This window comes from Candidatus Marifrigoribacter sp. Uisw_064, assembly GCF_047730175.1.
Lineage (GTDB): Bacteria > Bacteroidota > Bacteroidia > Flavobacteriales > Flavobacteriaceae > Marifrigoribacter.
Map to the genome: position 1 here is coordinate 2290843 of NZ_CP159833.1, position 17980 is coordinate 2308822.

At 31.7% G+C, this 17980-nt stretch carries 16 protein-coding genes and 1 pseudogene; 7 read left to right on the top strand and 10 right to left on the bottom strand.

Translation table 11 applies throughout. The features are described 5' to 3' along the window. The first annotated feature begins 35 nt into the window (after positions 1-35). The 4 genes from ABXT64_RS10375 (at position 36) to ABXT64_RS10390 (ending at position 4573) form a co-directional block, all read left to right on the top strand. Positions 36-1142: an adenylate kinase gene (locus ABXT64_RS10375; protein ID WP_443632860.1), complete on the top strand. Its 1107-nt coding sequence runs from the start codon at positions 36-38 to the stop codon at positions 1140-1142. 74 nt (positions 1143-1216) lie between these two features. After that, the gene (gene obgE / locus ABXT64_RS10380; protein ID WP_443632861.1) at positions 1217-2224 is read left to right on the top strand and encodes a GTPase ObgE; all 1008 of its coding nucleotides are present in this window, start codon (positions 1217-1219) and stop codon (positions 2222-2224) included. Positions 2225-2520: 296 nt separating this feature from the next. Next, complete coding sequence (locus tag ABXT64_RS10385) at positions 2521-3903, top strand: T9SS type A sorting domain-containing protein (protein WP_443632862.1); 1383 nt, start codon at positions 2521-2523, stop codon at positions 3901-3903. A 151-nt stretch (positions 3904-4054) separates the two neighbouring features. Next, on the top strand, positions 4055-4573 hold the full coding sequence (locus tag ABXT64_RS10390) for a DUF4136 domain-containing protein (protein ID WP_443632863.1): 519 nt from the start codon (positions 4055-4057) through the stop codon (positions 4571-4573). Positions 4574-4617: 44 nt separating this feature from the next. On the opposite strand, the gene secA is transcribed toward ABXT64_RS10390, so the two are convergent. From secA to ABXT64_RS10430, 8 genes and pseudogenes are all read right to left on the bottom strand, one after another. Beyond that, positions 4618-7968, bottom strand: a complete 3351-nt coding sequence (gene secA / locus ABXT64_RS10395) for a preprotein translocase subunit SecA (protein ID WP_443632864.1) — start codon at positions 7966-7968, stop codon at positions 4618-4620. Positions 7969-8137: 169 nt separating this feature from the next. Further along, positions 8138-8359, bottom strand: coding sequence for a DUF2795 domain-containing protein (locus ABXT64_RS10400; RefSeq protein WP_443632865.1), 222 nt, complete (start codon positions 8357-8359; stop codon positions 8138-8140). A gap of 143 nt (positions 8360-8502) precedes the next feature. Continuing rightward, positions 8503-9075, bottom strand: a complete 573-nt coding sequence (locus ABXT64_RS10405) for a cob(I)yrinic acid a,c-diamide adenosyltransferase (protein ID WP_443632866.1) — start codon at positions 9073-9075, stop codon at positions 8503-8505. Between the two features lie 196 nt (positions 9076-9271). Continuing rightward, positions 9272-9409: an SDR family NAD(P)-dependent oxidoreductase gene (locus ABXT64_RS10410; protein WP_443632867.1), complete on the bottom strand. Its 138-nt coding sequence runs from the start codon at positions 9407-9409 to the stop codon at positions 9272-9274. 214 nt (positions 9410-9623) lie between these two features. Then, the gene (locus ABXT64_RS10415; RefSeq protein ID WP_443632868.1) at positions 9624-10310 is read right to left on the bottom strand and encodes an ABC transporter ATP-binding protein; all 687 of its coding nucleotides are present in this window, start codon (positions 10308-10310) and stop codon (positions 9624-9626) included. A gap of 70 nt (positions 10311-10380) precedes the next feature. Beyond that, the gene (locus tag ABXT64_RS10420; protein WP_443632869.1) at positions 10381-10566 is read right to left on the bottom strand and encodes a hypothetical protein; all 186 of its coding nucleotides are present in this window, start codon (positions 10564-10566) and stop codon (positions 10381-10383) included. 9 nt (positions 10567-10575) lie between these two features. Next, positions 10576-10623 (bottom strand): annotated as a pseudogene (locus tag ABXT64_RS10425) (hypothetical protein); the annotation flags it as partial. Continuing rightward, positions 10614-11156, bottom strand: a complete 543-nt coding sequence (locus ABXT64_RS10430) for a class I SAM-dependent methyltransferase (protein WP_443632870.1) — start codon at positions 11154-11156, stop codon at positions 10614-10616. The gene ABXT64_RS10430 and the pseudogene ABXT64_RS10425, both read right to left, overlap by 10 nt. A gap of 320 nt (positions 11157-11476) precedes the next feature. Between ABXT64_RS10430 and ABXT64_RS10435 the strand changes: the two genes are divergently transcribed. After that, the gene (locus ABXT64_RS10435) at positions 11477-12616 is read left to right on the top strand and encodes a hypothetical protein (protein ID WP_443632871.1); all 1140 of its coding nucleotides are present in this window, start codon (positions 11477-11479) and stop codon (positions 12614-12616) included. A gap of 477 nt (positions 12617-13093) precedes the next feature. Here ABXT64_RS10435 and ABXT64_RS10440 read toward each other — a convergent pair whose 3' ends face one another. Beyond that, positions 13094-14941, bottom strand: a complete 1848-nt coding sequence (locus tag ABXT64_RS10440) for a T9SS sorting signal type C domain-containing protein (RefSeq protein ID WP_443632872.1) — start codon at positions 14939-14941, stop codon at positions 13094-13096. A gap of 192 nt (positions 14942-15133) precedes the next feature. Between ABXT64_RS10440 and ABXT64_RS10445 the strand changes: the two genes are divergently transcribed. Next, complete coding sequence (locus tag ABXT64_RS10445) at positions 15134-15682, top strand: Smr/MutS family protein (protein WP_443632873.1); 549 nt, start codon at positions 15134-15136, stop codon at positions 15680-15682. Here the strand turns inward: ABXT64_RS10445 and ABXT64_RS10450 are convergent, their stop codons facing one another. Next, positions 15683-16558 (bottom strand): hypothetical protein, encoded by an 876-nt coding sequence (locus tag ABXT64_RS10450; protein ID WP_443632874.1) that lies wholly within the window; start codon positions 16556-16558, stop codon positions 15683-15685. A 271-nt stretch (positions 16559-16829) separates the two neighbouring features. On the opposite strand from ABXT64_RS10450, the gene ABXT64_RS10455 reads away from it, so the two are divergent. Next, positions 16830-17975: a cysteine desulfurase family protein gene (locus ABXT64_RS10455; protein ID WP_443632875.1), complete on the top strand. Its 1146-nt coding sequence runs from the start codon at positions 16830-16832 to the stop codon at positions 17973-17975. Positions 17976-17980: the final 5 nt, after the last annotated feature.

The window sequence follows — 17980 nt, forward strand, 5'->3', positions numbered from 1 at the left end:
CGTATCTTTGCGCCTTTAAAATATGGAACTTTAGTATGATTAAATTACATGACTTATTTTTTGAAAAATATATTTCAGAAGCTGAAATTAATCAAGCTATCAATGGTGTTGTCGTTAGATTGAATGTTGAATATAAAGATAAGAACCCTGTTTTTTTAATTGTTTTAAATGGCGCTTTTTTCTTTGCATCAGACCTCATTAAAAGATTTGATGGAGATTGTGAAATGAGTTTTATCAAAGTTGCTTCTTACGATGGACTTTCTTCAAGTGGAGAAATTACTACCGTTATGGGGGCCGATCCTGTTTTAAAAGGCCGTTCTGTGATTATTATTGAAGATATTGTAGATTCAGGGAATACCTTTGAAACTATTATCGAAATATTAGAACAGGAAGGAGTTGCAGAGTATAAAATAGCCACTTTGTTCTATAAGCCAAAAGCGTATAAAAAGAATTTTCCAATCGATTATATAGGCTTAGAAATAGAAAACGATTTTATCGTTGGTTATGGTTTAGATTATAATGGATTAGGAAGAAATTTAAGAGAAGTATATAAATTAAAACCCAGTAGAATGAAAAATTTAGTGTTGTTCGGGCCTCCAGGTGCAGGAAAAGGTACACAAGCAGATGTATTAAAAGAAAAATATAATTTACTACATATCTCGACTGGTGATGTATTTCGATATAATATTAAAAATGAAACTGAATTAGGGTCTTTAGCAAAGTCGTTTATGGATCAAGGTGATTTAGTCCCTGATCAAGTAACAATTGATATGTTAAAAGCTGAAGTTGAAAAAAATCCTGAAGCGAATGGATTTATTTTTGATGGTTTTCCTAGAACTGAATCACAAGCAAAAGCATTAGATGATTTTTTAGCTGAAAAAGGAGCGAGTATAAATGGAATGATAGCTATTGAAGTTCCTGAAAATTTATTGGTTGAACGCCTTTTAAAACGAGGAGAAACTAGTGGAAGAGCTGATGATCAAGATGAAAGTAAAATCCGTAATCGTTTTAATGAATATGAGACTAAAACAGCTATTTTAAAAAATTATTACGCAGAACAGAATAAATATTACGGTGTTGATGGTGTGGGTTCTATTGAAGAAATTACGAGCCGTTTATGTGAAGTAATCGATACTTTATAAATTAAAAATAGGTAGAATCGTTTAACGTTAAAAGAAAAATTAACAATTAAACAGTTTTACAAAGAACAATTATTATGACTGAAGGGAATTTTGTAGATTATGTAAAGTTGCATGTAACTTCCGGAAAAGGAGGGAGAGGATCTGCCCATTTACGTAGAGAAAAGTACATCCCTAAGGGAGGCCCTGATGGTGGAGATGGAGGTCGTGGAGGTCATGTTATATTGCGAGCAAATCAGAATATGTGGACGTTATTCCACTTAAAACATAAAAGGCACTTTAAATCTACCCACGGTAATAATGGTAGTAAGCAAACCAGTACTGGTGCCGATGGAACGGATGTCTATATTGATGTTCCTTTAGGATCTGTTATTCGTGATTCTGAAACTCAAACTATTCTTTTTGAAATTACAGAAGAAGGAGAACAGAAGATTGTTGCAAGAGGTGGTAAAGGTGGTTTAGGAAATAACCATTTTAAAAGCTCTACCCGTCAAACTCCACGTTACGCACAACCTGGTTTAGAAGGTGAAGAAACAAATATTACGATTGAATTAAAAGTGTTAGCAGATGTAGGCTTGGTAGGTTTTCCAAATGCTGGAAAATCAACCTTACTAGCTTCCATTACTGCTGCAAAGCCTAAAATTGCAGATTATGAGTTTACTACCCTAAAACCTAATTTAGGGATTGTAAAGTATCGTGAGTTTCAAACTTTTGTGATGGCAGATATTCCTGGAATTATTGAAGGAGCTGCAGAAGGGAAAGGAATTGGACATCGATTTTTACGTCACATAGAACGTAATTCTACATTATTGTTTTTAATACCTGCAGATGCAGACGATATTAAAAAACAATACGATATTTTGTTAGATGAATTAAGGCGTTACAATCCAGAAATGTTGGATAAAGATCGTTTGGTGGCTGTCTCAAAAAGTGATATGTTAGATGAAGAGTTACAAGCTGAAATGAAGGAAGAATTAGATAAAGATTTTGAAGGAATTCCTTATTTATTTATATCTGCTGTTGCCCAACAAGGTCTTTTAGAATTAAAAGACGAACTTTGGTTGATGTTGAATAAAGATATTTAAAATCACGTCAAACATAACTTTAACAATTAGAATCATTTAAATTTCTTATATTTAGATGATTGATTGTGAAAATTTTCATGTTGGAAACAAAAGGGATATACTTTTATTAAGTCATTAAAAAACTAGTAATTCATCCTATCGTTTATGCTCGATTAGAAATCAAGCGTCATTGGCAACAAAATTTCATCAGTCTACCACAAAATACAACCATACTACTTCATAATAGGTTAGTAATGTGAACAGTATTTGTATATTTAAGAATTAATTAAATTCTTACTTGAGTAAAAATAATTGTTATGAAAAAAATTACGCTCCTTTTTGCTATATTTTTATCTGTTGTGTCTGTCTTTGGACAATGTCCAGCTGTCGATATTTATCTAACAACACAAGCTGATGTTGATAATTTCGCTTCAACATATCCAAATTGCACTCAACTTACTCACTTGTTAAGAATTGATGGTGATACTGCTATTATTGATAATTTAAATGGTCTTTCTGAAATTATTGATGCACAAGATATCTTTATATTAAAAACACAAATAATTGATTTTACAGGCTTGGATAACCTAGTAAATGTCAGGAATTTAACCTTATGGTTTAACGATAATGTTCAAAATTTAGATGGATTTTCTTCTTTACAAGAAATTGCAAGTCTAGAAATGTTTACAAATAATAGCCTAATTAACTTATCTGGATTGACAGATATTCAATTCATTCATGGTATTAATTTATTTGAAAATGATAATTTGACTGACCTTTCCCATTTAAGTTTTATAACTTCTATTAATTCTTTCGTGTTAGGAGGGAACTCAATAAGTACTCTTGCAGGATTAGAAAATTTACAGGAAGTAACTGGTAATTTTTTTGTGTCAAATGAATTATTAGAAAATTTCAATGCATTAGAAAGTTTACAATCCATTGACGGTTCATTGTACCTAATGAATAATAATTATGTGCTTGATGTTTCTGCCTTTAATAACATTAGTTCTTTAGTTAATCTATATGTGGTCGAATGTCCTAATCTTCAAAACATTTCAGGTTTTCAAAATCTCCAAACTGTAGATGAGGTATTTCGTATAGGTTTTAATACAGAACTTCGAAACCTAGTAGATTTTACTAATATTATTTCTGTAGGGAATTTAGATATTTATGAAAATGAAAATTTAATATCTTTAAGAGGTTTAGGTAACTTAGAAATTATACATCAACGTTTATTTATTAATAACAATCCACAATTAATTGCTATTCAGCCATTAAGAAACGTTGATCCTACTCAAATTGAGGAAGTGGTGATATTAAATAATATAAATTTATCTATTTGTAGAAATGACTTAATTTGTGCTATCATTGAAGATGATTCTGTTGAAAAAACAATTGCCCTTAATGCACCAGGTTGTAATACGGTTGAAGAAGTTTTAAATATGTGTTTAACAAACCCTACTGATATTATATTAAATAATCAGTTAAGAGTTTACCCGAATCCTGTTGTAGAGACACTTACCATTTTACCTTCTGAAAATATTTCATATTTTAAAGCAATTATTTATTCTATATTTGGAGAAAAATTAATTGAAACTTCAGAAAAAGACATTGACTTTTCTAACCTTTCTAAAGGTATTTATTTTGTTGAAATAGCAACAAATAAAGGAACTATTTCGAAAAAAATAGTAAAGAAATAGTGCTAATAGTTGGCTTGCTTTTTGTTTATATTTAAAAAAAAACATGAAACGAGCAAGCTGAAAAATTTATCACCCAAAGGGATTACTAATAGCGAACCTGCCTGCAGTAGGCAGGCAGCATGTGACCGTTTTCATAAAATAATATAGACACATGAAAATATATTTCTTTTTAACTTTTGCTTTACTACTGTTTTCTTGTGGAACTACTGTTAATTACGATTACGATAAACAAACTGATTTTTCTAGTTACACTACCTATAATTATTTTCCAGATATCGATTCTGGTTTAAGTGAATTAGATAATAAAAGAATTGTAAAAGCTACAGATAGTATAATGACTCTTCGTGGTTTTACAAAAAACGAAACCCCTCAAATTTTAATTAATTTCTTCTCAAAAGAAGGCGCTTTACGGCCCAAAAATACCATTAGGATTGGTGTTGGTAGTGGAGGTGGAAATGTTGGAGTAGGAGTCAGTGGTGGAATCCCTATAGGAGGGTATGTTATAGATCAACAAGTAACCATCGATTTTGTAAGTGGGCCTGAAGATGAACTAATATGGCATGCTGTGAGTAATGGAGCAATTAAAGAAAAAGCAACTCCAAAGCAAAAAGAAGCACATTATTTTAAATTAATTAATAAAATGCTAAAAGGATACCCTCCCAAGAAATAAAAAAGAGGCCTAAGGCCTCTTTTTTAAATATAGTTATAATGTTATTAGTCGACTAACACCCATTCACCCTTGTCAATTAAAGGAATGGCTTGTTTGTATTTTAACGTTTTGTTTTCACCGCTCATCACATGTTTAATAGTAACTTTATCATTACGTCCAATTTTTGGTTGTTCTCTAACGATTGTTTCTGTTATTTGTTGACCTTGTGTTTTTCCAGCAGAACGAGATTCTGCAGAACGTTCATCTAAGTTTTGAATTTCATCTTTTTGCTCTTTAAAACTCTGCTTAGTTTTTACCGTACGGGCTTCTTGAATTTGTTGCTGATTTTCTTTAGGTAATTCTCCTTTAAATAAGAAAGAAACAACATCTTTATTTACCTTTTCAATCATAGCTTTAAACAACTCAAATGCTTCAAACTTATAAATAAGTAAAGGATCTTTTTGTTCATGGACTGCTAATTGCACAGATTGCTTTAACTCATCCATTTTACGTAAATGTGTTTTCCAAGCATCATCAATTATCGCAAGAGATATATTTTTTTCAAAATCTGTTACTAATTGCTTTCCTTTAGTTTCATATGCCTTCTCTAGATCTGTAGCAACATTTAATGTTTTAATACCATCCGTAAAAGGAACTAAAATTCTTTTGTATTGATCTTTCTGGTTTTCATATACATTTTTAATTACAGGATATGCAACTTCAGCATTAGTCTTCATTTTTTCTTGATAATGACTTAATGCAGCAGTATATATTTTACCAGCTATTTCTTGAAATTCTAATGTTTCAAATTCACTTTTAGTTACTGGAGAACTAATAGAAAAATATCGAATCAATTCAAATTCAAAGTTTTTAAAATCCTGAGCCTGTTTATTAGAATCAGAGATTACTTCTGCAGTATCATAAATCATATTGGCAATATCAACACGTAAACGTTCACCAAATAATGCATGATAACGACGTTTGTATACTACCTCTCTTTGCGCATTCATAACATCATCGTATTCTAATAATCTTTTACGAATACCGAAGTTATTTTCCTCTACTTTTTTCTGAGCTCTTTCAATGGATTTAGAGATCATAGAATGCTGAATTACTTCACCTTCTTTTAAGCCCATTTTATCCATCATCTTAGCGATACGTTCACTACCAAACAAACGCATTAAGTTATCTTCTAAAGACACATAAAATTGTGAGCTTCCTGGATCTCCTTGACGACCACTACGACCACGTAACTGCCTATCTACACGACGAGAATCGTGTCTTTCAGTACCTACAATAGCAAGTCCTCCTGCTTTTTTAACTTCGTCAGATAATTTAATGTCGGTACCACGACCAGCCATATTGGTTGCAATCGTTACAATTCCTGCATGACCTGCTTCCTCTACAATATCTGCTTCTTTTTTATGAAGTTTTGCATTCAGCACATTATGATGTACATTACGAATACTTAACATTCTACTTAAAAGTTCTGAAATTTCTACAGAAGTTGTACCTATCAATACAGGTCTTCCTTCAGCAGAAAGATTTGCAACTTCTTCAATTACAGCATTGTATTTTTCACGTTTGGTTTTGTAAATTTTATCTTCACGATCATCACGTTGAATTGGTCTATTCGTTGGAATTTCAACAACATCCAATTTATAGATTTCCCAAAGTTCACCAGCTTCAGTAACCGCAGTTCCTGTCATACCTGAAAGCTTACGGTACATTCTAAAGTAATTCTGTAAGGTAATCGTTGCAAATGTTTGGGTAGCCGCTTCAATTTTTACATTTTCTTTTGCTTCTATCGCTTGATGTAGCCCATCACTGTATCGACGACCATCCATAATACGTCCTGTTTGTTCATCGACAATCATTACTTTATTGTCCATTACAACATACTCGGTATCTTTTTCAAAAAGAGAATAAGCTTTTAGAAGCTGACTCATGGTATGAATACGCTCACTTTTAATTCCAAAGTCTCTAAATAAAACTTCTTTAAGACTTGCTTCATCTTCAGTTGAAAGTTCTTGCGCTTCAATTTTTGCAATCTCAGCACCTATTTCAGGCATTACAAAAAACTCTGGATCGTCTTTTCCTGAAAGGTGATCAATACCTTTATCGGTTAATTCAATCTGATTGTTTTTTTCATCAATAACAAAATACAATTCTGCGTCTACCTTTGGCATTTCGCGATTGTTATCTTGCATGTAGAAATTTTCTGATTTCTGAAGAGTTTGACGAACCCCTTCCTCAGATAAGTATTTTATTAAGGCTTTATTTTTAGGTAATCCTCTATAAACTCTAAGTAATTGAAATCCTCCTTCTTTTTTGTCGCCTTCTTTTATTAGTTTTTTAGCTTCTGCTAAAACTCCTGTTAAATACTTTTTTTGAATGGAAACAATGTCTTCAATTTTTGGTTTCAATTCATTAAACTCATGTATATCTCCTTTTGGTACCGCACCAGAAATAATTAATGGAGTTCTGGCATCATCAATTAATACCGAATCCACCTCATCAACTATTGCGTAATGATGTGGTCGTTGCACTAAATCTTGAGGCGCATGCGACATGTTATCTCTTAGATAGTCAAAACCAAACTCATTGTTGGTACCATAGGTAATATCTGCATTATATGCATTTCTTCTTTCTTCTGAATTTGATTGGTGATAATCAATACAATCTACACTTAAACCATGAAACTCAAATAATGGAGCCATCCAGGCACTATCTCGTTTTGCTAAGTAATCATTAACGGTTACTAGATGCACACCGTTACCGGTTAAGCCATTCAAATACATTGGAAGCGTAGCAACTAAAGTTTTACCTTCTCCTGTCTGCATTTCAGCAGCTTTTCCTTGATGTAAAGCAACACCACCTACTAATTGAACATCATAATGAACCATGTCCCAGGTTACTTCTTTTCCGGCAGCATCCCATGAGTTTTTCCAAATGGCTTTATCACCATCTAGTGTTACGTAATCCTTTTTTGAAGAAATTTCTCTATCAAATGGACTTGCATTAACTGTGAGAGTTTTATTGTCATTAAATCGCTGCGCAGTTTCTTTTATTACAGAAAAAGCTTCAGGTAATATTTTATCTAAGGTTACTCTTTCAACTTCATATCGATCATCTTTTAAAGTGTCAATCTGATTATAGATTTCTTCTTTAATATTGATGTCCTCTTCTGTTTCAGATTGTTCAGTTAAATCATCTATTTGTTTTTGAATCTCTTTTTGATCTTCTTTGATGATTTTTCTAAAGGTCTCAGATTTAGCTCGAAGCTCATCTAAAGAAAGCTTAGAAATAGCTTCCTCATGTTTTTTTATTTCATCAACAAACGGCTGAATATCACCTAGATCTTTTTTGGATTTATCTCCTACAAAAGCTTTTAATACACTGTCTAAAAATCCCATGTTTCTTCTTTGTAATTATTTTATTTAGTATAAAGCAAATTGCTTTTACAATGTTCTACAAAAAAACTGTAAAAAAACAAGATTGCCAAGCGGGAATGCTGTTTTTATCAGTTAAATTTTATGCAAAAAAAAAGCCTCATATTTGAGACTTTTTTTATTTTTTAATCGTTTAATATTCATCTTCATTCCACAGATAATCATCATCTGTTGGATAATCTGGCCAGATTTCACTAATTGAATCATATGAATCTCCTTCATCTTCTATAGCCTGAATATTTTCTACTACCTCTAAAGGAGCTCCAGTTCTAATAGCATAATCAATTAATTCGTCTTTTGTTGCCGGCCAAGGCGCATCACTTAAATAGGATGCTAATTCTAATGTCCAGTACATAGTACTTAATGTTTATTATTTTCTGCAAAAATAATTTTTTTGATTAGAAAGTCAAGTAAAATCGCAATTATTTCTACATTATTTTTAAGAACGTATGTAAAAAATTGAAAAACAACTAGTTACACTTTATTTTTTTTGAAGAATTAAAGTTTTTTTGGTATCCATTTAATCTCTTCGGCTTGTAAATCATAAGTCAACTTCCGTGCCAGTACAAATAAGTAATCAGATAAACGGTTTAAATACATTAATACTTGTTCATTAAGGGGCTCATGTTCATGTAATAAGGTAGCTAACCGTTCGCTACGACGACATACACAACGAGCTATGTGACAATATGACACCGTTGTGTGACCTCCAGGTAATACAAAATGTGTCATTGGAGGAAGGCTTTCATTCATTTCGTCCATTTCAGATTCTAAAAGCTCACAGTCTTCTTTTTCAATTTTAGGAATATTAAGACGTTCTTTTCCACTTTTTAAAATAGCTTTTTCGGGATCGGTTGCTAAAATAGCGCCTAATGTAAATAGCCTATCTTGAACTTGGATCAGTATTTCTTTATAATGTGTATCAATATTTTGGTCTCTTATGAGTCCAATGTGAGAGTTTAATTCATCTACGGTTCCGTAGGATTCAATGCGGATATGATGTTTTGGTACCCGTGTGCCACCAAATAAAGCAGTAGTGCCTTTATCACCTGTCTTTGTATATATTTTCATTGTAAAAATTTATGGTTTAAAGATATAAGAACTTTAAATAATTATAGCCATTTATACACCCAATAAGGAACTATTTAACTCCCAAGCAATAATTCGCCATCGTTTTTTAATATAAACGACCTCTCTTTTCTTTTCAATACTTCTAAAAATTTGTTTTGCAGTTTTTTTTTAGATGCTATCCAGAATAAATTATCTCCTAAAGCGATTGCTGTATCTCAAGAAGTTTTTGTTCTCTTCTTCCAGTAACTCCTATTGTAAAGTTGTTATTGGCTAAAATAAATGCAAGTTCTTTTCCTATACCAGAAGAGGCACCAACAATAATTGCTTTCTTCATTTATAGTTCTTTTTCCTTTTCTCTTTTTCGGTCGAAATATTCTTTTCTGAAATTTCTTTTATTTCTATTGCGCTGATTTTTGGAATTAAATCTATTCCAAAAAAATAATAAGGCAAATAATGAAATACCTGCTAAAAAAATAAAAATAGGGTTTGAGAATAAAGATAAGCTCATTTAATTGGTGTTCTAATTTAAAACCAATTTACAAATAATTTTATTTAATACGAATATCACTTTCAATCATTCCATCTCGAAGTCTGATGATTCGATGTGCATGTGCAGCAATTTCTTCTTCATGCGTTACCACAATAACAGTATTACCCTTTTCATGAATTTCATGAAAAAGAGTCATTATTTCGGAAGAAGTTGTTGAATCTAAGTTTCCAGTAGGCTCATCGGCTAAAATAATAGAAGGTTTGTTTACTAAAGCTCTTCCTACGGCAACTCTTTGTCTTTGTCCCCCAGAAAGTTGATTTGGTTTATGATCCATTCGATCGGCTAAACCAACATCTGCTAACACCTCTTCAGCACGGGCTATACGGTCACTTTTAGACGCTCCAGCATATACCATAGGCAATGCAACATTTTCTAATGCTGTCGTTCTAGGAAGCAGGTTAAATGTTTGAAATATAAATCCAATTTCTTTGTTTCTAATTTCGGCTAATTCATCATCAGTCATATTGCTTACATCATTGCCATTAAGCTCGTAAGTTCCTCCTGTGGGTGTATCTAAACAACCTAATAAGTTCATTAAAGTAGATTTTCCTGAACCAGAAGGTCCCATCAAAGCAACATATTCTCCACGCTCGATGTCTAAATCGATTCCTTTTAACACTTTTACAACTTCTTGCCCTAGAGGAAAATCTCTTATAATACCTCTAATTTTAATAATTAAATCCATAGGTTATCTAGTCAATTAAAACGTTTGCAATATACTATTTTCATCATAAGACGTTTTGTTTTCTTGCTTGTTACATTCTAATTACAAAATGTTGTTTTTGTTGTTCTTTTCTGAAAAAAATAAGACCCCAATGAAACATATCAATACTAATTTTTACCTTTTCATTTTCACAAATTTCTAGCCATGCTTCATTCATTGCTGAGCTCCAATAAATATCATCGAATATAATAACTGAATTATTAGTTACTTTATTCAATGCGATGTTAAAATATTCAAGTGTATTTTCTTTATTGTGATTTCCATCTATATAAATAAGGTCATAAACTTCGGAAGGCTTTTCCGAAGAGAAAAATGGTCAAAGGTCATGTTATGCAGCTGTATATTTTTCAGATTGAATTCAGAAAAAAGTGCATCTGCCTTTTCTGAAGTTGCAGGACAACCTTCGACGGTGTCTAGCTTAACTGAAGGATTAGCCAAGTAAATAGCCGTGGTCGCTAAACCTAGTGATGTACCAAGCTCTAAGGCCTTTTCAACCTTAAAATATTCTACAAGCCTGAATAATAATTTTTGTCTTTTAAAGGGGATTCCTGCATTCTTTGCAATAGAAGAAATTTTTCGATGATTTGATTTAAATACCCTTGAGCCTTCACCAAAATCAGTAATAACTATAGTGTCGGTATTATTAAAAAGCCGCTTTCTTATGCTTCTTAAAATTGTATATGAATAATAATTAGAGGTATTATACACACATTTTGTTATAAAATCAAAAACAAAAGGGGAGTGGATTCCATGTTGATTCGTAGATTTAAAAAAGAAGAAGAAATATGATTTTAATTGATACCACATAAATTAGTTTAATACAAGGGTAAAGTAAACCCTTTTATAGAAAATATGATTATTAACTTGGGAGTTATTTTTTATAAATTTAAGTAGATTATTGAGTAACAAATCACTAAATATTAATAGGTATATAAATTACGTAGTTCTACGTATTTAATAAATGAAAAGCTCGATGCTTTTAATCGATGAAATGACCCCTTTAGTCGGTTAAATGATGCTTTTAGTCGAAAAGATAAAAGTTGGATATATTTATATTTTTGATACTAAAAATTTACATATATATTGTAGGGATAATACTACTTAATATACTAATTAAATAAAATGATATGAAAAAAGCAATCCTACTTTTATTAATGGCTTTGGTCGTTGTATCTTGCTCAAAAGATGAAAGTACATTAACAGAAAATCAAGAAAATCTAGTTCATGAATTAGATACAGATCTAAGAAAACAAAAACCTAATAGAGCATACGACAATGATGTTAGAGGAACATATGCAGGTGTTATTGTTGCAAATAGCGCAAAATTTCATGGAAAACTATGGTTAAACATTGGGAATGATGGTAATACAAATGCTTTTGTTGAAACTGTAGAAGGCGAAGAACTTGCTTTCGAACTTGCAGCTTCTTCAGGATCAATTAATACCAATTATACATTTGTAAATAATAGAGGATCATTTGAAGTTAACTTAAGTGATTTTACTAATGTTGTAATTTCTAACATTAGTATCGATGAAACTAATGGAGATGCCTTTGTTGCTAAAGAAATAAACGGTAATAATAGAACGGTAAATTTAGGTACTTATGATAATTCAATTGCAGGTCTAACAACTGGAACTTGGGATATTATGACTCCTGGAGCAGGTGGTTACGAAAACATTGATGCAATTATGGTTACTGGAGCTGGTGGAGGAATGCAAGTTGAATTAGCGGCAGACCTTGAAGGTCAAACTCCTGCTTGTTATGGCGGTGGGCCGTACCCTCCATTCTTTTGGCAAGATCCTTTAGATAATAAATTTGAATTATATGCTACGGGTCAATCATTTACGACTTATGCAGATGGATCTACCGTATTGTATGATTTTGGATGGTCGAAGTATTTATGTAACCTTTATGGATTAGCATACACACAAGGGTTATATTATCCAGAAGCTACAGCAGATGTCTTATTTGGAGGTTTAGCACCAGGTTGTTATAATATTAATGATTACGGATATTATGCATGGATGGAAGCAGATGGTGTTACTCTTAGGTCTTCAGGAAGAATTACTTTTTCCTTACCTGATTTCGCAGCTTTAGGTTATACAGCTAACTGTACTAATGGTATTATGGATGGTAATGAGGAAGGTGTAGATTGTGGTGGTTTTTGTCCTGCATGTGTTGATCCTTTATCGGATGAAACGAATAGATCAATTCAAACTGATTTAGGAAATATTCAAACTATTACATCTATTCAATTAAATAAATAGTATTTAGTTTAGACTAAATTTATATAAAAAGCCTCTTGTGAAAACAAGAGGCTTTTTATTTACCCCTGTTTTTTAATACTTTTGAGTTCGTAATTAGTTTAAAATAAACCCACCTTAATAGAAAAAGGATACGTATTTATGTATCAATGTATAGTGATCTCTTGAAAATGATATGTACTATCTATTGCAAAAAGTATCGTATAGATATTTGTTTTAACCATACGTAAGAGAAAGGGATTGCCTAGAAGATGTATAAGGATGATTACTAGCGCATATAAGTAATGATTATTTGTTAGTAACTATACCAGTGTCTTTATCCAAATGGACAGCATCAGCGCATGCAATGTATTAAAGAAATACTATAATACTATAGGTTATGTTTTTTGCATAAAAAAAGGCTGTAACATTATTGTTACAGCCTTTGTGATTTTACGGGAGAGTAATTTGGGTATACTCTCTTAGATACCTTATATAAGGTTATTTATTTTCGATAATCATTTTATAGTCAATATCTATATAATCAACTGTAGTTAATCTTATAATGTATACTCCATCACTTAACATTGCAGTTGAAACAGTAATGTTTTGATTTGAACCTATATTTGATTTACTAATAATTAATTTACCAGCCATATCAAAAACGTTGGCTTGTTTAATTGAATATCCTTCAGGGTTAGTGATTTCTAATTGTCTAACTCTATTGTTTTGATAGAAATCAATATTGGCTCTAACATTTTCTTGAGCTAAAGTTCCTTCAGAACTCTCTATACTTTCTCTGTAGCTATTAAATACTATATAAAATCTAGAATCGTACATTCCAGCAGGTAAATCTAATATTGCTTCATTTTCTTCACCTGAAATTTGAGAAATTGTATTTTCATATTTATCCCATAAATAAGCATTATGTTCAAAATTAATATAATCTCTAGCTTTAACACTAATAGTTGTTTGTTCCTCTAAACTAAATGCTAATGGAATTTTATCCTCATTTCTATAAGGTAAAGTTTGTATTGCATAAGTTCCATATTCGTTAATTACGTCACCTACATTATCAAAAATCGGAAAAAATGCTTCCGAATTATCAGCATCCATAGGGTGATAACCATCCATGCCATGGTCATAACCATGGGTTGAACCCTCCCAAAACATTAATGATAAAATCCTTGAATGTGATTCTCCAAATTCAGAAATGACTCTAAATTGTGGCCAGTATGTATCTGGATTTTCATCTACTGCACCAGAACTTGAGTCATCATTATTTCTAAAATCTGAATTAGTTCCTTCTTTTTGATATAGCCGCATTTTGTTATCAATTGTAGCATTTCCAGGAGCATTATTATTGCCAATCAACATAAATCCTTGACCTACCGGAGAATAACGTCTATTATAATCATCGCCAGTACCGCCAGTACCGCCGCCGCCGCCGCCGCCTGAGGCGTCCCATTCAACAAAAGTTGGAGGAATGTAATTACCATTAGTTCCTCCTCCAGGTACCCATGTACCAAAACCACCTCTGTTATCGGTATAATAATGAGAATCTATAGTTCTATCTTCATCCCAAAACCAAATAGCACCTACATTCAGATTATTGAATACAACCAGAGCAAGGTCTAAGGCAGAGGGATAAGGGTTACCAGTTAATGTCATTAGTCCATCATCTACTGGAATAGTAAAAGTACCATTGTTTGCTCTTCCTCTAAAGTCATAATTCCAATCATGATTTCCTGGAAGTCCATCTATGTTTATTCCTTTCATTAAAAAACCATATCCTGGGGGTATAGCGTCATTACCACCTCTGTGAGAATAATCAGCTTCCGCCTCAGTACCTGGAGTTTCATGTGTGTATATCCATCGTCTTGAAATGGTAAAAGGATTTGAAAAACCATTATAATCAGCAGTATTAACTGCTTTTGTAGCTGCTGTTACGCTAGTTGGTTCATAGAGATGTGAAATTCCAAAATTTTTGTTTCCAGCACTACCCCCTCCTAAAGCAGGGTTGCCAACTGGAGAAGCCCAAAATGTATAATCCCAAGCATCGTCTGCAGGAGTGTTCTGTTGAATAGAAAGCAGCCCTGTGCCGCTATTTGGGGTTGCTGATTCGCCTTGTAATAATTGGCCAAAATCTCTTAAGTAGATACTAGCTTCAGTATTAGTAGGGTCATTTGTGTTTATTTCAAGGTTAATTCCTTGTTCAACAAATAAAATTTGATCTTTGACATACACAAATGAATCTTCAGAGGATGAAGGGTTAGGCCTTACAAACAGTTGAGAAAACATGGGTGCTGTTGATAATAATAGAATTATTAATAAAAGTAGGTTCTTCATAATTGCTAGGTTTAAAAAAAGGCATCTCTTGGGATAAGACGACTTTAACATAACGATAAAAGTAGTATATTTTTTTAAATAAATAAAATTTATTTATTTAAATCCTCATTTACAGCTATTTACAATGTTCTTATATTATAAAAATTACCTAATAAATCATTAGTTTTGCAATTATTACTTTAAACATATTTAATGAAAATAGGAGATAAAGTTTTAGTGTTAGATGATTCGATACAAGGGATTGTTAAAAAGGTGTCAGGCACTGTTATTACTATTTTGACTGAAGATGATTTTGAAATAGAATTTGCTAAAAATGAATTGGTTATTGATAGTAATTCATTTTCTGAAAAAGATTTAATTCCTAAGGACATTTCTGCTGTTTTATTAGAAAAAAAATCTAAAAAAAATAAAAACTTACCTAGAGTTCAGCCTAAAAAACGAGTGTTACCTCCCATGATAGTCGATTTACACATTCATCAACTAGTTTCGAACCAAAAAGGAATGAGTAATTACGATATGCTTACAATTCAAACCGATACCGCTAAAAGACAATTAAATTTTGCAATTCAAAAGAGAATTCAGAAAGTTGTTTTTATTCATGGAGTAGGAGAAGGGGTTCTAAAAGAAGAACTCGAGTATTTGTTTAGACGCTATGAAAATGTTAAGTATTATGATGCAGATTATCAAAAATACGGAAAAGGAGCCACTGAAGTTTACATTTATCAGAGTAAGATATCCTAATTACTCAAAAGATGGAGTGATAGAAATAGTTTCGTTTATAGCTCCTTCAATAGTGCCTAAACTCAATGTTTGCTGTATCACTTCATTATCGCCACCAATTAACACAATATCTGATAAAAGTACTGAAATATCGCTGTTGTAATTGTAAGTATGAGGACGATATTCATTAACAATGTTCTCAGTTGTCACAGCACTATTTAAATAATTTGGGATGCCATCTGTGGTATCATTAGAAGGCTCTAAGTTACCATCAAGGTCCTCGTTTCTTGTTAATATAGTATCATTATCATCATCCGTATCTAAGTAATCATAGATTCCATCTTTGTCAGAATCTTGAGGTTCATTGGTAATTCCATTTAAAAAATCTGCCCCAAGTTCAGTTGAAGTAAGTACATTATCGCCGTCATCATCATTGTCATAATAATCTAATAAACCATCTCCATCGGAATCTAAATCACTTTCAGAACTTTCTTCCAATCCATCTTCATCATCTAATGTAATTGTAGGATTTAATATAGCATCACCAGATGCTGCAATAAATTCAGAAGTAACAGAAGGACTAGTAGGAGGAACATTATTACAAAAGTAATCACTACTTAATGCACCACTATATTTTCTATAGTTTACAATATTACCTTCCCCATTTAATTCAAACATTTGTTCTTCAGTAGCGTCAAATATATTATTATTGGTGTCTAAACTTAGTGAAATACTTTCATTAGTAGTAGTATTAATTTTGAATAAAACATATCCGCCTGCTTCTCCACAATTGTTTAAACTTTCATCATCAAAATCGAATGTTGTGACAATTACATCTCCATCGTTACATGAACTTAGAAAGATTGAAATTGTAAGAAGTAAAAATAATTTTTTCATAATTTATTTAAATGAAATACCAAGTTAAACTGATGTATACAAAGAAACAAATTTCTTTTTTAATGTAACATTCATTTAGATTATTTTAAATGTTTAGATTATTTTTTTAGCGTATTTTTGCATGGTATTAAACGAGTATTAATAAATTTTAGAAATATATTTAAAATGGTAATGTTTAAAATTTTTAATACGAGAACGAATGTATTGAGTGTTTACACACGTTCTTAATTTTATAATTAATTTATTTAAGTAAATACTAAAATTTAAACGTGTGAAACAAGTATATTTTGATAATGCTGCAACAACACAGTTACGAGATGAAGTAATTACATCTATTACTGAGACTTTGAGTGTGTATGGAAATCCTTCCTCAACACATTCATATGGTCGAACCTCAAAATCAATACTTGAAAGTTGTAGAAAAGAAATTGCAAGTCATTTTAATGCCTCTGCTTCTGAAATAATTTTTACTTCAGGAGGGACTGAAGCTGATAATTTAATTTTAAATAGTTGTGTTCGCGATTTAGGTGTTAAACGAATAATAACTAGTAAAATAGAGCATCATGCAGTTTTGCATACCGTTACAGAGTTACAAGCTAAGTTTGAGGTTCATGTTGATTATGTCGATATAGATGAAAACGGGATGGTTGACTATCTTCATTTAGAAAAATTATTAAGTGATACTTCTTCTAAAATTTTAGTGACTTTGATGCATGTAAATAATGAAGTTGGAACGCTATTAGATTTAAAAAAGACAGCACTTTTATGTAAGGACTATAATGCTTTGTTTCATAGTGATACGGTGCAATCTATAGGTCATTATTCGTTGGATTTTTCAGAAATACCAATCGACTTTGCAGTGGCTGCAGCGCATAAATTTCATGGACCTAAAGGAGTTGGTTTTGCATTTATAAGAAAAAATAGTGGAATAAGACCTTTAATCATTGGTGGAGAACAAGAGCGTGGTTTACGCGCAGGAACTGAACCTGTTTATGCTATTACGGGCTTAAATGAAGCCTTAAAGATTGCTTACAATAACCTAGCGAATGAAAGAAAGTATATTGAAGGCATAAAGTCTTATTTTAAAGAACGATTGGTAAAAGAAATTCCTGGGGTAAAGTTTAATGGGAATTGCGAAAACTTTGAACATAGCACTTATACTTTATTAAGTGTATGTCTTCCTATAGCTTTAGATAAAGCAATGATGCTTTTATTTCAATTAGATTTAAAAGGAATAGCTTGTTCAAAAGGGAGTGCTTGCCAAAGTGGAAGTGTAGGAGGGTCGCATGTGTTATCTGAAATTCTTTCCGAAGAAGACCTTCAAAAACCATCAATCCGTTTCTCTTTCTCTAGTTTTAATACAAGAAAAGAAGTAGACTATGTAATCAATGTATTAAAAGAATTTATTGAAAATTAATGCAA